Here is an 18,592-nt window from a genome sequence, read left to right as displayed (position 1 = left end):
GACCCCCATGAACAAGAACTCCCTGCTGGTCGAACTGTTTGTCGAAGAACTGCCGCCGAAGGCACTGAAGAAGCTCGGCGATGCTTTCGCGGGTGTGCTGCGCGAACAACTGGTGGCGCAAGGCCTGGCCGAAGCCGGCTCGGTGCTCACCGCCTACGCCTCGCCGCGCCGCCTGGCCGCGCACCTCACGCACGTGGCCGAGCGCGCCGCCGACAAGGCCGTGTCGCAAAAGCTCATGCCCGTGGCCGTGGGCATCGACGCCTCGGGCCAGCCCACGCCCGCGCTGCTCAAGCGCCTGGGCGCGCTCGGCGCCGACGCCTCGGCCGTGCCTGGCCTGAAGCGCGCGATGGACGGCAAGGCCGAAGCCCTGTTCTACGAAAGCACCGCCAAGGGCGCCACGCTGGCCGAAGGCCTGCAGAAGGCGCTGGCCGAGGCGATTGCCAAGCTGCCGATTCCCAAGGTCATGAGCTACCAGCTCGAAAGCGGTTGCGAAATGCCGGGCTGGAGCAGCGTGAGCTTCGTGCGCCCCGCGCACGGCCTCGTGGCGCTGTATGGCGACGCCGTGGTGCCCATCGAAGCGCTGGGCCTGAAGGCCGGCCGCGAAACGCACGGCCATCGCTTCGAGGCGGCGGTCGATCCGGTCGTGCTGCGCGACGCCAACAGCTATGCGCTGCAGATGCAGGAAGACGGCGCCGTCATCGCGAGCTTCGAAGCCCGCCGCGCCGAAATCTCGCGCCAGCTTGCAGCGGCCGCGGTGAAGGTCGGCGGCGGCTCGGTGCCCATCCACGACGACGCGCTGCTCGACGAAGTGACCGCGCTGGTCGAGCGCCCCAACGTGCTGGTCTGCAGCTTCGAGCGCGAGTTCCTCGAAGTGCCGCAAGAGTGCCTGATCCTCACGATGAAGGCCAACCAGAAATACTTTCCGCTGCTCGACGCATCGAGCAGGCTCACAAACAGGTTCCTGGTCGTCAGCAACATCAGCCCCGACGACGCGAGCGCGGTCATCGGAGGCAACGAGCGCGTGGTGCGCCCGCGCCTGGCCGACGCCAAGTTCTTCTTCGACCAGGACCGCAAGAAGTCGCTGGCCTCGCGCGTCGAGTCGCTGGGCAAGGTGGTCTATCACAACAAGCTGGGCACGCAGGGCGAGCGCGTGGAGCGCGTGATGCGCATCGCGCGCGGCATTGCGGAGAAGATCGGCGACACCGCGCTGGCCGCGCACGCCACGCAGGCCGCCCAACTCGCCAAGGCCGACCTCGTGACCGACATGGTCGGCGAGTTCCCCGAGCTGCAGGGCACCATGGGCCGCTACTACGCGCTGCACGACGGGCTCGACGCATCGGTGGCCGACGCCATCGAAGACCACTACAAGCCGCGTTTTGCCGGCGACGAGCTGCCGCGCAACAGCGTGGGCCTCGTGGTCGCGCTGGCCGACAAGCTCGAAACGCTGGTCGGCATGTTCGGCATCGGCAACCTGCCCACCGGCGACCGCGACCCGTTCGCGCTGCGCCGCCACGCGCTGGGCGTGATCCGCATGCTGATCGAGAAAGACCTGCCGCTGGGCCTCGACGCCTTGCTGCAGGACACGGCCGCGCAGTTCAGCGGTATCGCCGGTTTCGAAAGCAGCCGCGCCACGGGCGAGTTGCAGGACTTCATCCTCGATCGCCTCGCCGGCAGCCTGCGCGAGCAGGGCGCCAGCGCACAGGAAGTCGATGCCGTGCTGGCCCCGCGCCCGCAGCGCCTGGGCGAAGTGCCCAAGCTGCTGGCCGCCGTGCGCGCCTTTGCCGCCTTGCCCGCCGCCGCCGCACTGGCAGCTGCGAACAAGCGCATCGGCAACATCCTCAAGAAGGCCCCCGAAGCCGACGCGCACGTCAGCGAGCTGCTGCTGCAGGAGCCGGCCGAAAAGGCGCTGCACGCAGCCATGGCGCAAGTCGTGCCTGCTGCCAACGCCCAGTTCGAAGCTGGCGACTACACCGCCTCGCTGCAGACGCTGGCCGTGCTGCGCGAGCCGGTCGACGCCTTCTTCGACGGCGTCATGGTCAACGCCGAACAGGCCGACCTGCGGCTCAACCGCCTGGGCCTGCTGATGTCGCTGCACACTGCGATGAACCGCGTGGCGCAGCTCGAACGGCTGGCCGTCTGAGCTCATTCACGACGCCTCCCCCAGGAGTGGCACCACCATGAAACTCGTCATCCTCGACCGCAACGGCACGATCAACGTGCACCGCGAAGACTTCGTGAAGAGCGACATCGAGTGGACGCCGCTGCCCGGTGCGCTCGAGGCCGTGGCGCGGCTCAACCATGCGGGCTGGCACGTGGTGATTGCATCCAACCAGTCGGGGCTGGGCCGGGGGCTGTTCGACATGGCTTCGCTCAACGCGATGCACGCCAAGATGCACAAGATGCTCGCGGCCGTGGGCGGCAAGGTCGATGCGGTGTTCTATTGCCCGCACAGCCCCGACGAGGGCTGCGAGTGCCGCAAGCCCAGGCCCGGCCTGTTCCTGCAGATCGGCGACCGCTACGGCATCGACCTCAAGGGCACCCCGACCTGCGGCGACAGCCTGCGCGACCTGCAGGCGGGCGCGGCTGCCGGCTGCGAGCCGCACCTGCTGCTCACGGGCATGGGCGCGGCCTGCCGCGGCGTCGATCCGCTGCCTTCCGAATACCCGGCGAACACGTTGGTCCACGACGATCTCGCCGCCTTTGTCGACTTTCTGCTCGCGCGCGAAGCGCGGGCCGCACTGCAGGTGGCTGTCTGATGGCGTTTTTCCGTTCCGTTCTCCACGCGCTGTGGATGCTCGTCACCGTGATCCCCTGGGGCATCATCATGTGCGTCAGCTCGCTCTGGAAGCGCGGCATTCCGCTCTACTGGATGGCGGAGCAATGGCTCAGCTGGGCCATCGGCGGCGCGCGCGTGCTGCTGGGCATCAAGACCCGCGTGAGCGGCATGGAGAACCTGCCGACCGACAAGCTCGCCGGCGCGGTCCTGCTGGTGAAGCACCAGTCCACGCTCGAGACCTTCCTGATGCCCACGCTGATGCCGCACCCGCTGGCCTACGTGTTCAAGAAGGAGCTGATCTACATCCCCTTCTTCGGCTGGGCGATGGCGCGGCTGGACATGATCCACATCGACCGCAGCCAGCGTGCGCAGGCCTTCAACAAGGTGGTGAACCAGGGCCGCAAGCTGCTCGCGCAGGGCATCTGGATCATCATGTTCCCCGAGGGCACGCGCATTCCGCGTGGGCAGAAGGGCACCTACAAGAGCGGCGGTACGAGGCTCGCCTGCGAGACCGGCGTGCCGGTGATCCCCATTGCCGTGACCTCGGCCAAGGTGTGGCCGCGCAAGGCCTTCATCAAGCGCCCGGGCGTGGTCGATGTGTCCATCGGCCCGGCGATTCCGAGCGTGGGCCGCAAGCCTGATGAGTTGATGCGCGAGGTCGAGGCCTGGATCGAGGCCGAGATGCGCCGCCTCGACCCCGAGGCGTATGTCGACAGCCCTCTGCAGCCCACGCAAGAAGCGGTGAGCTGAAGAGGAAAAGAGAGCCCGTCATGGGATTGCTTCGGTTCACGATGGATCTTTTCGAGGGGCTGGGCAGCGAGTTTGCGCCGCCAGCGCCCGCACCTGCGCGGCCGCGCAGGGTGAAGAAGCCGAAGCTGGTGGCACCGCCGGCCGTGCCTTTGGCTCCGCCCGCACCCGTCGACCCGCATGCGCCACCCGCGGTGCCGCTGGCCGACACGCTGACGCTTGCGAACTTCGCGCATCCGCAGGCCACGCGCGAAGTGGTGCTCGGCTCCGCGCGCGTGGCCTATGAATTCAAGCGCGGCAAGCGCAAGACGATCGGCTTTCTCGTCGGGGCCGAAGGGCTGTCGGTGCGCGCGCCGCGCTGGGTGGCGCTGCGCGATGTCGATGCGGCCATTCATGAGAAGTCGGACTGGATCCTGCGCAAGCTGACGGAAACGCAGCAGCGCCATGCGCGCGTCGAGGCCACTCGCATCGAATGGAAGGATGGGGCCGGATTTCCGTTCTTGGGCGAGCCGGTTGTGATGCGGCTTGATCCGAAGCATGGCTTTGCGAGTGTTGGCGGCACGCTTGACGACGTTGTTGAAGAAGGTGGGCCGCGGGTGCTGCGGCTGGCTGTGGCGCAGAACGCCGAGCCTTCGCAGATTCGTGATGCGGCGCAGGCGTGGTTGATGCGGCAGGCGCGCAAGCTGTTCATCGAGCGGTTGGATCACTTTGCGCCGCTGCTTGGGGTGCAGTGGCAGAAGCTGTCGCTGTCGAATGCTTCGACGCGCTGGGGTAGTGCCAGTGCGGATGGGTCGATTCGGCTGAACTGGCGGTTGATTCACTTTCGGCTGTCGGTGATCGATTACGTTGTTGCGCATGAGTTGGCGCATCTGCGGGTTATGGATCACTCGCATCGGTTCTGGGAGACGGTTGAGAGTGTTGTGCCTGACTACGACTTGCTGCGGCGGCAACTGAAGGATGAAGCGGTTCCTCGCTGGGGCTGAATTTGTCGTTGGTATGGGTTTGCTTCCCGGGGCCGGGACTCGCCCCGGCGGGCGACCTACTTTTCTTTGCTTCGCCAAAGAAAAGTAGGCAAAAGAAAGGCGACCCCACTGTCTGCGACCCTTCGCTTCGCTACGGGCAACCTGCGGTGCTCGCGTTTCGCGGGGTCTCGCCCAAACTCGCTTCGCTCAGACAAGGGCGAGCCCTGATCCGCGAAACGCTGCGCTCCTCGGCGCAGCCAGAGGGGAGGGGAGACGGAACGGGCCTTTGCTTCGCTCGGCCCCGGTGCCACTGCAGGCGCGCAGCGCCTGCAGTGGTTGGTATTGGATATTCGGCCGAGCGAAGCGAAGGCCTGTTGGGTTCCCCATCCCTTCTGGCTGCGCCGAGGAGCGCAGACGTAGACGGGATCAGGGCCGCAGCTGTTTGAGCGAAGCGAGTTCTGCGGACCCCCGTCTACGTCGAGCACCGCAGGTTGCCCGTAGCGAAGCGGAGGGACGCAGACAGCAGGGTCGCCTTTTCTTTGCTTACTTTCTTTTGGCGAAGCAAAAGAAAGTGAGTCGGCCGCCGGGCCGAGACCCGGCCCCGGAAAGAAAAAACTCAACGAGCGTGAGTAACCCCCCCATCCACAACCAACGTAGACCCCATCACATAGTCCCCTGCACGCGAGGCCAAGTAGATAGCCGCCCCAGCCATATCTTCAGGCACCCCGATGCGCCCAGCCGGAATCCGCCCCTTCACCTCATCCCCATGGTCCCGCGCCAACTTGTTCATGTCAGAAGCAAACGCACCAGGCGCAATAGCACTAACCACGATCCGATCCTGCGCCAACCGCAGCGCCATCCGCCGAGTCAACTGAATCAGCCCAGCCTTGCTCGCCGCATACGAATAAGTCTCCTGCGGATTGACCGAAATCCCGTCGATAGAAGCGATGTTGATCACCTTCGCCAGATGGTCCGTCGCCGCCTTCTTCAGCATCGGCGTCAACGCCTTGGTCAGAAAGAACGGCGTCTTCAGGTTCAGGTCCACCACCTTGTCCCATCCACTCTCGGGAAACTCTTCATAAGGCGCGCCCCAGGCCGCACCGGCGTTGTTCACGAGGATGTCCAGCGAGCCTTCGTGCTTCGAATAGGCATCGACCAGCGCCTGCGCACCTTCGAGCGTCGACACGTCCGCAGGCAGCGACACGCAATGCCCAAAGGCCGACAGCTCCTTCGCGGTTTCGTCGCAGGCTGCGGCCTTGCGAGCCGAGATGTACACGCGCGCGCCTTGGGCCAGGAAGCCCTCTGCGATCATGCGGCCGATGCCGCGCGAGCCGCCGGTGATCAGCGCCGTGCGGCCCTTCAGCGAGAAGAGTTGGGTGGTGTCCATGGTGCGGGTGTCTCCTGAATGAAAGATCGGCAATGCAAGTTCAGGAAACGAGCTTAGTGCGCGCCGCGCCGCGCGCGCGTCACCTCGGTGTCAGCGACAGGCTCCGGGGGCTCGTGAAGCTGCGCAGGTCGCCGGTCACCGGATCGAGGAAGGCCAGCGACCGGGCCAGCAGCTGCAAGGGCTTGCCGAAGTCGTCCGCGCCCTCGGGCAGCAGTACGGGGTAGATCGGGTCGTTCACGATCGGCATGCCCAGTGCCATGCAGTGCACGCGCAGCTGGTGCTTGCGGCCCGTCACCGGCGAGAGCTTCAGCAGTGCATGGCCGTCGCGCACCTCCTGTACCTCGATGCGGGTTTCGGAGTTGGGTTCACCGGGCTCTTCCCGCACGCGCATGAAATGTTCGTCGTCGACCAGACGGCTGCGATAGACCTCGGGCACAGACGACACGCCCTCGCGCCACGGCACGACGGCCTCGTAGTGCTTGGCGATGCGGCGCTCGGGAAACATCGCCTGGTACGCGCCGCGCGTGGCGTGCCGCACCGAGAACAGCACCAGCCCCGAGGTGCTGCGATCGATGCGGTGCATCGGCACGAGGTCGTCGAGCTTCAGCTTGCGCTTGAGGCGTACCAGCAGGCTTTCCTGCAGGTACTTGCCGGTGGGCGTGACGGGCACGAAGGGGGGCTTGTCCACGACCAGCAGATCGTCGTCCTGGAACACGATCTGCTCTTCGAAGGGGATGGGCACTTCGTCGTCGAGCGTGCGGTAGTAGTACACGCGCAGCGGCGACTGGTAGCGTCGCGTCGCGGTCACGGGCACGCCATGCTCGTCGATGACGTCGTTCGCTTCGATGCGCTCGAGCCAGGCCTGGCGCGTGATCGCGGGAAAACGCTCGATCAGGAATTCGGCAATGGTCGGCCAGGGGCCGGAAGACAGGCCGACGCAGCTCGGGCCTACGCCGTCGCGCGTGGGTAGCGGCAGCTGCGGCGGTCGGCGCCGGGTCATGGCGATGAAGATGCCTGCTGCAGCAACGACAGCGCTTGGGCGAAGGTCGGGCGCGCGGCGGCGTCGGGCTGCAGGCAGCGGTCTTTCAGCGTGGTCACCGATGCGGGCACCGCGTCGGTGCAGCGTTCGAGCAGTTCTTCCAGCAGGCAGCCGAAGGCGCGCATTTCCAGCGCCTGGAACGCGCGCGTCTGTGCCGCGTCGAGCGCGCCGGTCATCCAGGCCGCGCCGAAGTCGCCGAGCCGGCCGCCGCGCTGTGCGTGCCACAGGATGTTGTGCGCGTAGAGGTCGCCGTGAAGAATCCCTCGCGCATGCAGGTGCTGCATGGCGGAGGCGATGTCGCGTGCGATGCGCAGCGCCACGCCGGACGTCCAACGCGCTTCCTCGGCATAGACGTCGCGCGTGCATGAAGCGAGGCTCGGTGGCCCCGCGAGGGTGACGAATGACGGATCGACCAGCCACATCACCAGGCCTTCCGTGCCTTCGGGGTGCCCGTCGATGCGGCTCTGCGCAGCGATCAGCGTGGGGTGCACGCCGGCCGCGATGCAGGCGGCCATTTCACTGTGCGGCCAGCCATCGCTGGTGACTGCACCCTTGAAGAGCTTGACCGCCACCTGCTGTGCTTTGCCGAGCGTGGCTTGATGGATCACACCCGACGCGCCTTCGCCGAGCTTCCTGCCCAGCGCCAGTTCGCGCCAGTCGATGTGCGGCACCGACTGCGCGGTGATCGCCGCGTCTTCGGCCTGCGTGTCGAAGGGATTGCCCGCGCAGGCGAGCCACGACAGGCGCGGCAGCGAGGGCAGCCATGCGGGCAGCGTCTCGAAGCGGTTGGCCGAGATGCGCAGCAGTTCGAGCTGCTTGAACGCGGTCATCGACTGCGGCAGCGCGCGCAGGCGGTTGCCCGCCAGCATGAGCTTCTGCATCCGCGTGCATTCGCCGAGGGAGTCGGGCAGTTCTTCGATCTGGTTGTCGGTGAGGATCAGCCAGCGCAACGAGGCCGGCAACGCTGCGGCCGGCACCGTGCGGATCTGGTTGGCCTTGAAGCCGACGATGTCGAGGTCGTGGCACCGGCCGATCGACTCGGGCAGCGTGGTGAAGCGGTTGTCCGAGCAGAACAGCACGCGCAGCCTGTGCAGGCGGTTCAGGTCGTCGGGCAGCGTGTCGAGCGCATTGCCCGACAGGTTCAGCACCTCGAGCGAATCCGCGAGGTCGAAAAGCTCGCGCGGAAACTCGGTGAGTCCGCACGAGAGATCGATTCTTTTTGCGCCTGCCAGCCGGCCCGCGCGCAGCTGAGCCAGCATGTCGTCCATCCGGGGGAGTTTAGGCGGCCTTCGCGCCGAAGCGGTAGATGCCGTCCTTGCCCAGTTCGCGCTTCACCTGGCCGGAGAACCACAGCAGGTGCAGGTGGGCCACCGTTTCGCCCATGGCGAAGGTCATCTGGTGCAGGTCGAGCTCGCGCTTGAACAGAATCGGCAGGCCTTCGGCCGCCGTCAGCGCGCGTGCCGTACAGGCTTCGAGCAGCTCTGCCAGCCGGTCGCGGTGGTGCTCCTGCAGCTGGTCTACGCGTCGGTGGATGCCTCGGAAGGGCTTGCCATGCGAAGGCAGGCCCAGCGTGTCGGCCGGCAGGGCCTTGAACTTGTCGATGCTGTCGAGAAAAAGGCGCAGCGAGTTCGCCTCGGGTTCGCCCGCGTGCACGCTCACGTTGGTGGAAATGCGCGGCAGCATCATGTCGCCGCCCAGCAGCAGCTTCAGGTCGTCGCAGTACAGTGCGATGTGCTCGGGTGCGTGGCCGTAGCCGCTGATGCAGCGCCAGTCGTGGCCGCCGATGGTGACGATGTCGCCGTCGAGCATGCGCACGAAGCTCTCGGGCACCGAGGGAACCATGTTCGCGTAGTAGTTGGTGCGCGCGCGGATCTTGGCGATGGATTCGGGGTCGGTCAGGCCGTGCGAGGCAAAGAAGCGCGCCGCCGGTTCGCCGCCCGCCAGGGTGTCGCCGGCGGTGCTGAGCACGCGGGCCACGTGGTAGTCGGTCGAGCTGATCCACAGCGGTGCGTTCCAGCGCGTGCAGAGCCAGTCGGCCAGTCCGATGTGGTCGGGATGCATGTGCGTGACGATGACGCGCAGGATCGGCATGCCCTGCAGCTGCGTCTCGAACACCTGCTCCCACTGCGCGCGCGCCTCGTCGCGGGCGATGCAGCAGTCGACCACCGTCCAGCCCTCGACGCCGTCGAGGGTGTCGCGCAGCAGCCAGAGGTTGATGTGGTCGAGCGCAAAGGGCAGCCGCATTCGAATCCAGCGCACGCCGGGCGCCACTTCCAGGGTTTCACCGGGCTCGGGGAGCGTGTCGCCGAGGGGGTAGTGGAGTTCGCGTTCGAGGAGGTTCATGTAAGATTGACGTTTACGTAAACGTCATGGAGTAGTGGCACCATTGTAGGGATCGCGGCGCAAACCTGCTGTCGCGCCCGTAACGCCCCTTCTCCAGACCCCCGCCATGCCTGCGCAAACCTTCACCATCAGCCAGCTCGCGAAGGAATTCGACCTCACGACGCGGGCCATCCGCTTCTACGAGGACATGGGCCTGCTCACGCCCGAGCGGGCCGGCCTGCAGCGCATCTACAGCGCACGCGACCGCGCCCGGCTCACGCTCACGCTGCGCGCCAAGCGCCTCGGCCTGAGCCTGACGGAGGCAAAAGACATCCTCGACATGTACGACAGCCCGCGCGACACCGTGCCGCAGCTGGAAAAATTCCTCGGCGTGCTGGGCGCCCACCGGGCCCAGCTCGAGGCGCAGCTGGCCGAGCTGCAAGCCAATCTCGTGGAGGTGCGGGAGCACGAAAAGAAGGGGCGGGCCACCCTTGCCAAGGCGCAAAAAGCGAAAGAGACAAACAAGACGCGCAAGCCCGCCGAAGCCAGAGCCTGAAAAACACGACTCATCGACAATAGCCGCCTATGCCCGACAACACCGATAACCTCGACGACCTCTTTGCCCACAACCGCGCCTGGTCTGCCCAGATGGAGCGCGACCGGCCCGGTTTCTTCACCAGCCTGGTGAAGCAGCAGACGCCGCGCTACATGTGGATCGGCTGTTCCGACAGCCGCGTGCCCGCCAACCAGATCACCGGCCTGGAGCCGGGTGAAGTGTTCGTGCACCGCAACGTCGCCAACATCGTGGTGCACTCCGACCTCAATGCGCTCTCGGCGATCCAGTTCGCGGTGGAGCACCTGAAGGTCGAGCACATCATGGTGGTCGGCCATTACGGCTGCGCCGGCGTCAAGGCCGCGCTCAGCGGCAAGCGCATCGGCCTGGCAGACAACTGGATCCGCCACATTCAGGACGTGCGCGACCGCCACAGCGTGATGCTCGAAAGCCTGCCCGAAGAAGCGCGCGTCGATGCGCTGTGCGAGCTCAACGTGGCCGAGCAGGTGGTCAACGTGGCCGTCAGCACCGTCATGGTCGACGCCTGGGCGCGCGGCCAGAAGGTGCGCATCCACGGCTGGACCTTCGGCGTGCACGACGGCCTGCTGCAGGACCTGGGCCTGAGCGTCGACGGTGCCAAGCCGCTCGACGCGGTGTACAAGGCTGCGGTGCAGCGCATCCGCTACAAGTGGAGCAAGCCCGGCGAGGTGATCCAGTCGCTGACGCTGCAGGGCACGCAGGTGAACCAGTCGGTGCAGGAGGCGCAGGCCATGACGCCGCAGCCCGAGGCTGACGGCACGACAGACGCCGCCGCTGCCTGAGCGGCCCGGGCGCCTCCAATTGCCTGCCCGCCCATGTTCCCGCAGCGCCTCGATTCGCCGCTGGCCTACGACATCGCGAAGGCGATGATGGACGGCTTCAACCGGCACTACCGGCTGTTCCGCGCCGAGTCGGCGCGCGCCAAGCACCGTTTCGAAACCGCTGACTGGCACGGCCAGCAGCGGGCGCAGCGCGAGCGCATCGAGTTCTACGACCTGCGCGTGAGCGAGGCCGTGGCCCGGCTCGAAAAAGAGTTCAAGGCCGGCGACCAGCCCATGGACGTGTGGCACCAGATCAAGCTGCACTACATCGGGCTGCTGGTGGACCACCACCAGCCCGAGCTGGCCGAGAGCTTCTTCAACTCGGTGACCACGAAGATCCTGCACCGCGCGTACTTCCAGAACGACTTCATCTTCGTGCGCCCGGCCATCAGCACCGAGTACATCGAGCCGCGCGGCGCGCCCACCTACCGGCCGTATTACCCGGAGCCCGACACGCTGGCCGACACCCTCGAGCAGATGCTCGACGACTTCGCTCTGCTCGGCAGCTTTGCCAACAAGCGGCGCGATGCGGAGCGCGTGGCGCACGTCATCCTGAACCGCTTCCACCAGGTCAAGCTGCGCGCCAACTTCCAGCTGCAGGTGCTGTCGGGCCTGTTCTTTCGCAACAAGGGCGCGTACGTGGTCGGCAAGATCATGAACGGCTTCACCGAGATTCCGTTCTCGCTGCCGATCCTGCACGACAGCCACGGCAAGTTCTACATCGACGCGGCGCTGTTCGGCGAAGACGACCTGCAGATGCTGTTCAGCTTTGCGCGCGCGTACTTCATGGTCGACATGGAGGTGCCCTCGGCCTGGGTGCAGTTTTTGCGCTCGCTCATGCCGCGCAAGCCGCGCGCCGAGATCTACAACGCGCTCGGCCTTGCCAAGCAGGGCAAGACGCTGTTCTACCGAGACTTCCTCTCGCACCTGAACTATTCGAGCGACCGCTTCCGCATCGCGCCCGGCATCAAGGGCATGGTGATGCTGGTGTTCGACCTGCCGTCGTTCCCCTTCGTGTTCAAGGTCATCAAGGACTTCTATCCGCCGCAGAAAGACACCACGCGCGAGCAGATCAAGGGCAAGTACATGCTCGTGAAGCAGCACGACCGCGTGGGCCGCATGGCCGACACGCTGGAGTACAGCGACGTGGGTTTTCCGCTCGATCGCTTCGAGCCCGAGCTGATCGAGGAAATCCGCAAGTTCGCGCCCAGCCAGCTCGAGATCGGCGACCGCGACGGCAACGGGGAAATGGAAGTCGTGGTCAAGCACGTCTACATCGAGCGGCGGATGATCCCGCTCAACATCTACCTGCAGGAAGCCTTCGACACGCTGGCCCACCCCGAGAGCCCGGCGCATGCCAGGCGCGCGAAAGACCAGCTGGAGCACGCGGTGATCGAGTACGGCAACGCCATCAAGGACATGGTCGCAGCCAACATCTTCCCCGGCGACATGCTGTGGAAGAACTTCGGCGTCACGCGCGGCGGCAAGGTCGTGTTCTACGACTACGACGAAATCGAATACGTCACCGACTGCAAGTTCCGCAAGGTGCCCACGCCGCGCAACGAAGAAGACGAGATGAGCGGCGAGGTCTGGTACTCGGTGGGGCCGAAGGACGTGTTTCCCGAAACCTTCGAGCCCTTTTTGCTGGGCAACAAGGACGTGCGCGAAGCCTTCATGGCGCACCACGCCGACTTGCTCGACGCCGCTTTCTGGCAGCACCACAAGGAACGCATCCAGGCCGGGCAGATGCTCGATGTGTTCCCGTACGAAGAATCGCAGCGCTTCCAGCACGAAGGGCACGCGACGCATTTCTGACCGATCGCTTCTTGATTCCGCTTTCACACTTCTGAAGGAGACCTCCATGTCCGAATCCATCGTCATCGTCGGCGCCGCCCGCACCCCCATGGGCAGCTTCCAGGGCGACTTCTCGTCCCTCTCCGCGCACGACCTCGGCGGCGCAGCCATCAAGGCCGCCGTCGAGCGCGCCGGCATCGCGCCCGAGAGCGTGGGCGAAGTGCTGTTCGGCAACTGCCTGATGGCAGGCCAGGGCCAGGCCCCGGCGCGCCAGGCGGCCTACAAGGGCGGCCTGCCCGACAGCGCAGGGGCAGTCACGCTCAGCAAGATGTGCGGATCGGCCATGAAGGCCGCGATGCTCGCGCACGACCTGCTGCTGGCCGGCACGCACGACGTGATGGTGGCCGGCGGTATGGAAAGCATGACCAACGCGCCCTACCTCATGCTCAAGGGCCGCGGCGGCTACCGCATGGGCCACGACCGCATCTTCGACCACATGATGCTCGACGGCCTCGAAGACGCCTACCAGCCGGGCCGCTCGATGGGTACCTTCGGCGAAGACTGCGCGGCCAAGTACAAGTTCACGCGCGAGCAGCAGGATGCGTTTGCCATCGCCAGCGTCGAGCGCGCCAAGAAGGCCACCGACACCGGCCTCTTCAAGGACGAGATCGTGCCCGTCACGGTCAAGGGCCGCGGCGGCGACACCGTCATTTCGATCGACGAAGGCCCGGGCAAGGTCAAGCTCGACAAGATTCCCACGCTGAAGCCCGCGTTCAAGAAAGAAAACGGCACTATCACCGCCGCATCGAGCTCGTCGATCAACGACGGTGCGGCCGCGCTGATCATGATGACCGAGTCGCACGCGAAGAAGATCGGCGCCAGGCCCATCGCCCGCATCGTCGGCCACGCCACGCACGCGCAGCAGCCCGAGTGGTTCTCGACCGCGCCCGTCGGTGCCGTCGCCAAGCTGTTCCAGAAGACCGGCTGGAAGGTGAAGGACGTCGACCTGTGGGAAGTGAACGAAGCCTTCGCCGTGGTGCCGATGGCACTGATGCACGAGCTCGACGTGTCGCACGAGATCGTCAACGTGCACGGCGGCGCCTGCGCGCTGGGCCACCCGATCGGCGCCAGCGGCGCTCGAATCATGGTCACGCTGATCCATGCGCTGAAGGCGCGCGGCAAGACGCGCGGCGTGGCGACGCTTTGCATCGGTGGGGGCGAAGGCACCGCGGTGGCACTCGAATTGCTATAAAAACAATGGCCGGGGCGTCCGAGGGATGGGCGTTTGCCGGCTTTTTCATTCAGACACTTCAAACAATGCGTAGAGCAGGAGATTTCATGCGCCCATCCATCCACCGTACCGCCATCGCCGCCGTGCTGGCCACCGCCTTCGTGGCGGGCGCCACCTGGGCCCAGAAGCGCGACAACGTGCTGTTCCAGGCTGCCACCGACGAGCAGCCCGCGGTGATCAAGACGCTGGAAAAGCTGGTCAACATCGAGACCGGCACCGGTGACGCCGAAGGCATCGCCGCCGCCGGCAGCTACCTCGAGGGCGAACTCAAGAACCTGGGCTTCACCGTCACGCGCAGCAAGTCGGCCGGCATCGTGGTGGGCGACAACATCGTGGGCAAGATCAAGGGCCGCGGCGGCAAGAACCTGCTGCTGCTCTCGCACATGGACACCGTGTACCTGAAGGGCATCCTCGCGAAGGCGCCGTTCAAGATCGAAGGCGACAAGGCCTACGGCCCCGGCATTGCCGACGACAAGGGCGGCAACGCCGTCATCCTGCACACGCTCAAGCTGCTGAAGGACTACGGCGTGCGCGACTACGGCACCATCACCGTGCTGTTCAACACTGATGAAGAAAAAGGCTCCTTCGGCTCGCGCGACCTGATCCAGGAAGAAGCCAAGCTGGCCGACTACGTGCTCTCCTTCGAGCCCACCAGCGCCGGCGACGAGAAGCTCTCGCTCGGTACCTCGGGCATCGCCTATGTGCAGGTCAACATCACCGGCAAGGCCTCGCATGCGGGCGCGGCGCCCGAGCTGGGCGTGAACGCGCTGGTCGAGGCTTCCGACCTCGTGCTGCGCACCATGAGCATCGACGACAAGTCGAAGAACCTGCGCTTCAACTGGACCATTGCCAAGGCCGGCAACGTGTCGAACATCATTCCCGCCAGCGCCACGCTGAATGCCGACGTGCGCTATGCGCGCAACGAAGACTTCGATGCCGCGATGAAGACGCTGGAAGAACGCGCGCAGCAGAAGAAACTGCCCGAGGCCGACGTCAAGGTGATCGTCACGCGCGGCCGCCCGGCCTTCAATGCCGGCGAAGGCGGCAAGAAGCTGGTCGACAAGGCCGTGGGCTACTACAAGGAAGCCGGCGGCACGCTGGGCGTGGAAGAGCGCACCGGCGGCGGCACCGACGCAGCCTATGCGGCGCTCTCGGGCAAGCCCGTGATCGAGAGCCTGGGCCTGCCGGGCTTCGGCTACCACAGCGACAAGGCCGAGTACGTGGACATCAGCGCCATTCCGCGCCGCCTGTACATGGCCGCTCGCCTGATCATGGATCTGGGCGCCGGCAAGTAAGCACGAACAGAAGAAAAGACAGGAGACAACGCCATGCTGCTCAGCACCGACCAGGAAGCCATCCGCGACGCGGTGCGCGATTTCTCGCAAGCCGAACTCTGGCCCAACGCGCCCAAGTGGGACCGCGAGCACAGCTTTCCGAAGGAGGCCCACCAGGGCCTCGCGGCGCTGGGCGCCTACGGCATCTGCGTGCCCGAAGAGAACGGCGGCGCCGGCCTCGACTACCTCACTCTCGCGCTGGTGCTGGAGGAAATCGCGGCCGGCGACGGCGGCACCAGCACCGCCATCAGCGTGACCAACTGCCCGGTCAACGCCATCCTCATGCGCTACGGCAACGCGCAGCAGAAGAAGCAGTGGCTCGAACCGCTGGCGCAGGGCCAGATGCTCGGCGCCTTCTGTCTCACCGAGCCGCAGGCAGGCAGCGATGCCTCGAGCCTGCGCACCACGGCGCGCAAGGACGGCGACGCCTACGTGATCGACGGTGTGAAGCAGTTCATCACCAGCGGCAAGAACGGCCAGGTGGCCATCGTCATCGCGGTAACGGACAAGGGCGCGGGCAAGCGCGGCATGAGCGCGTTCATCGTGCCGACCGATGCGGCGGGCTACAACGTCGCGCGCCTCGAAGACAAGCTGGGCCAGCACAGCAGCGACACAGCGCAGATCAACTTCGACGGCTGCCGCATCCCGCGCGAGAACCTGATCGGCGCGGAAGGCGAGGGCTACAAGATCGCGCTCGGCGCGCTCGAAGGCGGCCGCATCGGCATTGCCGCGCAGAGCGTGGGCATGGCACGCAGCGCCTTCGACGTGGCGCTGGCCTATGCCAAGGAACGCCAGGCCTTTGGCGGCTCGATCTTCGAGCAGCAGGCCGTGGGCTTTCGCCTGGCCGAATGCGCGACGCAGATCGAGGCCGCGCGCCAGTTGATCTGGCATGCCGCGAGCCTGCGCGACGCCGGCTTGCCCTGCCTGAAGGAAGCCGCCATGGCCAAGCTGTTCGCCAGCGAGATGGCCGAGCGCGTGTGCAGCGCGGCCATCCAGACGCTGGGCGGCTACGGCTACGTGAACGACTTTCCGCTGGAGCGCATCTACCGCGACGTGCGCGTGTGCCAGATCTATGAAGGCACTTCGGACATACAGAAGCTGCTGATTCAACGCGCGCTGGCGTGAGCGACATGCGGCCGGGGCGGGTGATGTTCCGGTAGCGCCGCAACCCCCACCCGTCTGTCATCGGTTTGGATGACAGACAGATACGCGCAGCAGGCGCAGCATGGTGGCCTCTTTGTCGGAGGTCTTTGCCATGTCCATCTTCAGAACCGCTTCCCCCGCATTGGCACTCCTGTGCATCGGTGCCGTGGCCCTGCCGGCGCGCGCGCAGCTCGCAGCCCCTGATATTTCCACTCTGAGCGCGACCGAAGCCGTGCAGCAACTGTGCGCCGGCACCGTCACCAGCGAGCAGTTGGTGACGGCGTATCTCGCCCAAGCCAGGGCCAAAGCCAACCTCAACGCCTTCATCACGCTAGACGAAGCCGGCGCGCTGAAGGCCGCGCGCGCCGCCGATGCACTGCGCAAGCGCGGTGGCGCCTGCAAGCCGCTGGCCGGCCTGCCGGTGGCCATCAAGGACAACATCCAGGTGCAGGGCCTGCCCGCGACGGCCGGCACACCCGCGCTCAAGGGCTTCGTGCCCTCCGCCGACGCCCCGGTGGTGGCCAGGCTGCGTGCGGCCGGTGCGGTGGTGCTCGGCAAGACGAACATGCACGAACTGGCCTTCGGTGTCACCGGCTACAACCCCGCGTTCCAGACCGGCCCCGAGGTGGGCGTGCGCAATGCCTACGACGCGACGCGCATCGCGGGCGGCTCGTCGTCGGGCAACGGCACCGCGCTGGGTGCGCGCATGGCGCCGGCCGCGCTGGGCACCGACACGGGCGGGTCGGTGCGCATTCCGTGTGCGTTCAACGGCTGTGCGTCGCTGCGTCCGACAGTGGGGCGCTATCCGCAGCAGGGCATTGCGCCGATCTCGCACACGCGCGACACGGCGGGGCCGATGGCGCAATCGATGGCCGACGTGGCGCTGCTCGACGGCGTCATCGCGGGCGGCAAGCCGCTCAAGCCTGCCGACTTGAAGCGCCTGCGCCTTGGCGTGGTGCCGGCCATGCAGGCCAATCTCGACGCCGACACGCGCGCCGCCACCGATGCCGCGTTTGCGAAACTGCGCGCGGCCGGCGTCACGCTGGTCGATGTGGAGATGCCGAAGCTGATGGAGCTCAACGGCGCGGTCGGCTTTCCGCTGGCGCTCTACGAGGCGCACGACGACATGGTGACCTACCTCGCGAAGTACCGCACGGGCATCGACATTGCGCAGCTCACGGCCGGCATCGCCAGCCCCGACGTCAAGGGCACCTTCGAGACCTTCGTCATCCCGCGCAAGCTGCCCGCAGCCAGTGGCGTGGTCGATGCGAAGCCGGTCTACGAGAACGCGATGCGCGTCGCGCGCCCCGCTCTGCAGAAGCTCTACCGCGACACCTTCGCGAAGAACAGGCTCGACGCACTGGTGTTCCCGACGGTGCCGCGCGTGGCACTGGCCGCGGGGGCCGAAGCCAGCAGCCCCAAGAACTTCGACTCGCTGATCCAGAACACCGACCCGGGCAGCAACGCCGGCATACCGGGCGTGCAGTTGCCATCGGGCCTCGGCGCAACCAGCGGCCTGCCCGTGGGCCTGGAGCTGGACGGCTCTGCCGGCAGCGACCGCAAGCTGCTGGCCGTGGGCATGGCGGTGGAGCAGGTGCTCGGCCGGCTGCCGGCGCCTAAGTGAGCGCGAGCGGCATGGCCCAGCCTGCGAGCGCCGAGCGGCGCTCGATGCCCAGCTTGTCGAAGATGCGCCGCAGGTAGGTGCGCACGGTGGGCACGCCCACCGCGAGGCGCCGCGCGATCTCCTTGTCGGTGAGCCCTTCGCGCACGCAGCGGGCCACTTCCTGCTCGCGCACGCTCAGCAAGGCCCACGCGGCTTCGCGCGCCCCGGACGCCGGAGCAGTCGCGCGCTGCGCCCGTTGCAGGGCGCCCGCGAACGCCGGCTCGATCAGGTCGAGCAACGCCTTCTCGTGATCGCCGAAATCGCTGCGCCCCTTGCGGCGCCAGATGCGCAGGTCTCCCAGCGCGCGTTCGCCCTCGAAGGCATGCAGGTTCATGCCCCAGTGCAGCCCGTCGCGCGCGAGAAAGTCGTTGAAGAAGGCGGTGCGCATCAGCTCGCGCTGCGGCATCACTTCGGTCACGCGTGTGGCGCGGCGCCGCGACTGCAGCACGAATGTGATCGGGTCGTGGTGCTGGTGCCACTGCGCATAGCTGTCGAGATTCGCGGGGTCCATGTGCAGCGCCACGCGCGCGCCGAAGCTGCCGCTGGCGGCGTCCCACACGAACGAGGCGAACTGGTCCGCATGCAGCAGGTCGAGCAGCGCCCAGCCCAGGCGCTCGCGGATCTCCTGCTCGCCGCGGTCTTCCGCCAGCAGCGTGAAAACGCCGCGCAGTGCGTGCTGTTCAGAGCCTGTGAGGTACATACATCGCCGACTTTCTCGAGG

The 18,592-nt window shown here is 66.6% G+C and carries 16 protein-coding genes; 11 read left to right on the top strand and 5 right to left on the bottom strand.

Features of this window, described 5'->3' with window-relative positions; genetic code table 11:
• Window positions 1–7: 7 nt before the first annotated feature.
• Genes glyS through ACN9MV_RS29035 form a run of 4 tightly spaced genes read left to right on the top strand, consistent with a single transcriptional unit; the run spans window position 8 to window position 4,506 of the window.
• Window positions 8–2,140, top strand: coding sequence for a glycine--tRNA ligase subunit beta (glyS, locus tag ACN9MV_RS29050; RefSeq protein WP_426390548.1), 2,133 nt, complete (start codon window positions 8–10; stop codon window positions 2,138–2,140).
• Window positions 2,141–2,177: 37 nt separating this feature from the next.
• Window positions 2,178–2,756, top strand: coding sequence for a D-glycero-beta-D-manno-heptose 1,7-bisphosphate 7-phosphatase (gene gmhB, locus ACN9MV_RS29045; protein ID WP_093059864.1), 579 nt, complete (start codon window positions 2,178–2,180; stop codon window positions 2,754–2,756).
• A complete protein-coding gene (locus ACN9MV_RS29040) occupies window positions 2,756–3,526 on the top strand; it encodes a lysophospholipid acyltransferase family protein (RefSeq protein ID WP_093059866.1) in 771 nt (256 codons plus the stop codon). Before gmhB ends, ACN9MV_RS29040 begins: the two co-directional genes overlap by 1 nt.
• Window positions 3,527–3,567: 41 nt before the next feature.
• Window positions 3,568–4,506, top strand: coding sequence for a M48 family metallopeptidase (locus tag ACN9MV_RS29035; protein ID WP_426393211.1), 939 nt, complete (start codon window positions 3,568–3,570; stop codon window positions 4,504–4,506).
• Between the two features lie 595 nt (window positions 4,507–5,101).
• Here the strand turns inward: ACN9MV_RS29035 and ACN9MV_RS29030 are convergent.
• The 4 genes from ACN9MV_RS29030 to ACN9MV_RS29015 all read right to left on the bottom strand — a co-directional run bounded on the left by ACN9MV_RS29030 (window position 5,102) and on the right by ACN9MV_RS29015 (window position 9,254).
• On the bottom strand, window positions 5,102–5,872 hold the full coding sequence (locus ACN9MV_RS29030; RefSeq protein WP_093056769.1) for an SDR family oxidoreductase: 771 nt from the start codon (window positions 5,870–5,872) through the stop codon (window positions 5,102–5,104).
• Window positions 5,873–5,951: 79 nt separating this feature from the next.
• The gene (locus ACN9MV_RS29025) at window positions 5,952–6,872 is read right to left on the bottom strand and encodes a pseudouridine synthase (protein WP_426390547.1); all 921 of its coding nucleotides are present in this window, start codon (window positions 6,870–6,872) and stop codon (window positions 5,952–5,954) included.
• Complete coding sequence (locus ACN9MV_RS29020; RefSeq protein ID WP_426390546.1) at window positions 6,869–8,179, bottom strand: leucine-rich repeat-containing protein kinase family protein; 1,311 nt, start codon at window positions 8,177–8,179, stop codon at window positions 6,869–6,871. The genes ACN9MV_RS29025 and ACN9MV_RS29020 overlap by 4 nt, the downstream gene beginning before the upstream one ends.
• 10 nt (window positions 8,180–8,189) lie before the next feature.
• A complete protein-coding gene (locus tag ACN9MV_RS29015; RefSeq protein ID WP_093056766.1) occupies window positions 8,190–9,254 on the bottom strand; it encodes an MBL fold metallo-hydrolase in 1,065 nt (354 codons plus the stop codon).
• Between the two features lie 106 nt (window positions 9,255–9,360).
• On the opposite strand from ACN9MV_RS29015, the gene ACN9MV_RS29010 reads away from it, so the two are divergent.
• From ACN9MV_RS29010 to iaaH, 7 genes are all read left to right on the top strand, one after another.
• Window positions 9,361–9,789 carry a MerR family transcriptional regulator gene (locus tag ACN9MV_RS29010; RefSeq protein ID WP_426390545.1) on the top strand — a complete coding sequence of 143 codons (429 nt, stop codon included), beginning with the start codon at window positions 9,361–9,363 and terminating at the stop codon, window positions 9,787–9,789.
• Between the two features lie 29 nt (window positions 9,790–9,818).
• Complete coding sequence (gene can / locus ACN9MV_RS29005) at window positions 9,819–10,607, top strand: carbonate dehydratase (RefSeq protein WP_093056764.1); 789 nt, start codon at window positions 9,819–9,821, stop codon at window positions 10,605–10,607.
• Between the two features lie 33 nt (window positions 10,608–10,640).
• Window positions 10,641–12,461, top strand: coding sequence for a bifunctional isocitrate dehydrogenase kinase/phosphatase (gene aceK / locus ACN9MV_RS29000; protein WP_093078329.1), 1,821 nt, complete (start codon window positions 10,641–10,643; stop codon window positions 12,459–12,461).
• 46 nt (window positions 12,462–12,507) lie between these two features.
• The gene (locus ACN9MV_RS28995; protein WP_426390544.1) at window positions 12,508–13,692 is read left to right on the top strand and encodes an acetyl-CoA C-acyltransferase; all 1,185 of its coding nucleotides are present in this window, start codon (window positions 12,508–12,510) and stop codon (window positions 13,690–13,692) included.
• An 86-nt stretch (window positions 13,693–13,778) separates the two neighbouring features.
• The gene (locus ACN9MV_RS28990; RefSeq protein WP_093056761.1) at window positions 13,779–15,026 is read left to right on the top strand and encodes a glutamate carboxypeptidase; all 1,248 of its coding nucleotides are present in this window, start codon (window positions 13,779–13,781) and stop codon (window positions 15,024–15,026) included.
• Window positions 15,027–15,059: 33 nt separating this feature from the next.
• Window positions 15,060–16,190, top strand: a complete 1,131-nt coding sequence (locus tag ACN9MV_RS28985) for an acyl-CoA dehydrogenase family protein (RefSeq protein ID WP_426390543.1) — start codon at window positions 15,060–15,062, stop codon at window positions 16,188–16,190.
• 130 nt (window positions 16,191–16,320) lie between these two features.
• Complete coding sequence (gene iaaH, locus ACN9MV_RS28980) at window positions 16,321–17,832, top strand: indoleacetamide hydrolase (RefSeq protein ID WP_426390542.1); 1,512 nt, start codon at window positions 16,321–16,323, stop codon at window positions 17,830–17,832.
• Here iaaH and ACN9MV_RS28975 read toward each other — a convergent pair.
• Window positions 17,825–18,571, bottom strand: coding sequence for a helix-turn-helix transcriptional regulator (locus ACN9MV_RS28975; RefSeq protein WP_354338716.1), 747 nt, complete (start codon window positions 18,569–18,571; stop codon window positions 17,825–17,827). The two genes, iaaH and ACN9MV_RS28975, sit on opposite strands and share 8 nt — an antisense overlap.
• Window positions 18,572–18,592 lie beyond the last annotated feature (21 nt).

Origin of the sequence: Variovorax sp. R-27, assembly GCF_049913215.1 — a bacterium.
Lineage (GTDB): Bacteria > Pseudomonadota > Gammaproteobacteria > Burkholderiales > Burkholderiaceae_C > Variovorax.
This window is presented reverse-complemented; position numbering and strand designations above follow the sequence as displayed.

Excerpts from the sequence above, each read along its gene's own strand:
- ACN9MV_RS28975 (WP_354338716.1), bottom strand. The coding sequence starts at position 18,571 with ATGTACCTCACAGGCTCTGAACAGCACGCACTGCGCGGCGTTTTCACG.
- glyS (WP_426390548.1), top strand. The coding sequence starts at position 8 with ATGAACAAGAACTCCCTGCTGGTCGAACTGTTTGTCGAAGAACTGCCG.
- ACN9MV_RS28990 (WP_093056761.1), top strand. The coding sequence starts at position 13,779 with ATGCGCCCATCCATCCACCGTACCGCCATCGCCGCCGTGCTGGCCACC.
- ACN9MV_RS28995 (WP_426390544.1), top strand. The coding sequence starts at position 12,508 with ATGTCCGAATCCATCGTCATCGTCGGCGCCGCCCGCACCCCCATGGGC.
- ACN9MV_RS29010 (WP_426390545.1), top strand. The coding sequence starts at position 9,361 with ATGCCTGCGCAAACCTTCACCATCAGCCAGCTCGCGAAGGAATTCGAC.
- iaaH (WP_426390542.1), top strand. The coding sequence starts at position 16,321 with ATGTCCATCTTCAGAACCGCTTCCCCCGCATTGGCACTCCTGTGCATC.
- ACN9MV_RS29015 (WP_093056766.1), bottom strand. The coding sequence starts at position 9,254 with ATGAACCTCCTCGAACGCGAACTCCACTACCCCCTCGGCGACACGCTC.
- ACN9MV_RS29025 (WP_426390547.1), bottom strand. The coding sequence starts at position 6,872 with ATGACCCGGCGCCGACCGCCGCAGCTGCCGCTACCCACGCGCGACGGC.
- ACN9MV_RS29030 (WP_093056769.1), bottom strand. The coding sequence starts at position 5,872 with ATGGACACCACCCAACTCTTCTCGCTGAAGGGCCGCACGGCGCTGATC.
- ACN9MV_RS29020 (WP_426390546.1), bottom strand. The coding sequence starts at position 8,179 with ATGGACGACATGCTGGCTCAGCTGCGCGCGGGCCGGCTGGCAGGCGCA.
- ACN9MV_RS28985 (WP_426390543.1), top strand. The coding sequence starts at position 15,060 with ATGCTGCTCAGCACCGACCAGGAAGCCATCCGCGACGCGGTGCGCGAT.
- aceK (WP_093078329.1), top strand. The coding sequence starts at position 10,641 with ATGTTCCCGCAGCGCCTCGATTCGCCGCTGGCCTACGACATCGCGAAG.
- ACN9MV_RS29035 (WP_426393211.1), top strand. The coding sequence starts at position 3,568 with ATGGATCTTTTCGAGGGGCTGGGCAGCGAGTTTGCGCCGCCAGCGCCC.
- can (WP_093056764.1), top strand. The coding sequence starts at position 9,819 with ATGCCCGACAACACCGATAACCTCGACGACCTCTTTGCCCACAACCGC.
- ACN9MV_RS29040 (WP_093059866.1), top strand. The coding sequence starts at position 2,756 with ATGGCGTTTTTCCGTTCCGTTCTCCACGCGCTGTGGATGCTCGTCACC.
- gmhB (WP_093059864.1), top strand. The coding sequence starts at position 2,178 with ATGAAACTCGTCATCCTCGACCGCAACGGCACGATCAACGTGCACCGC.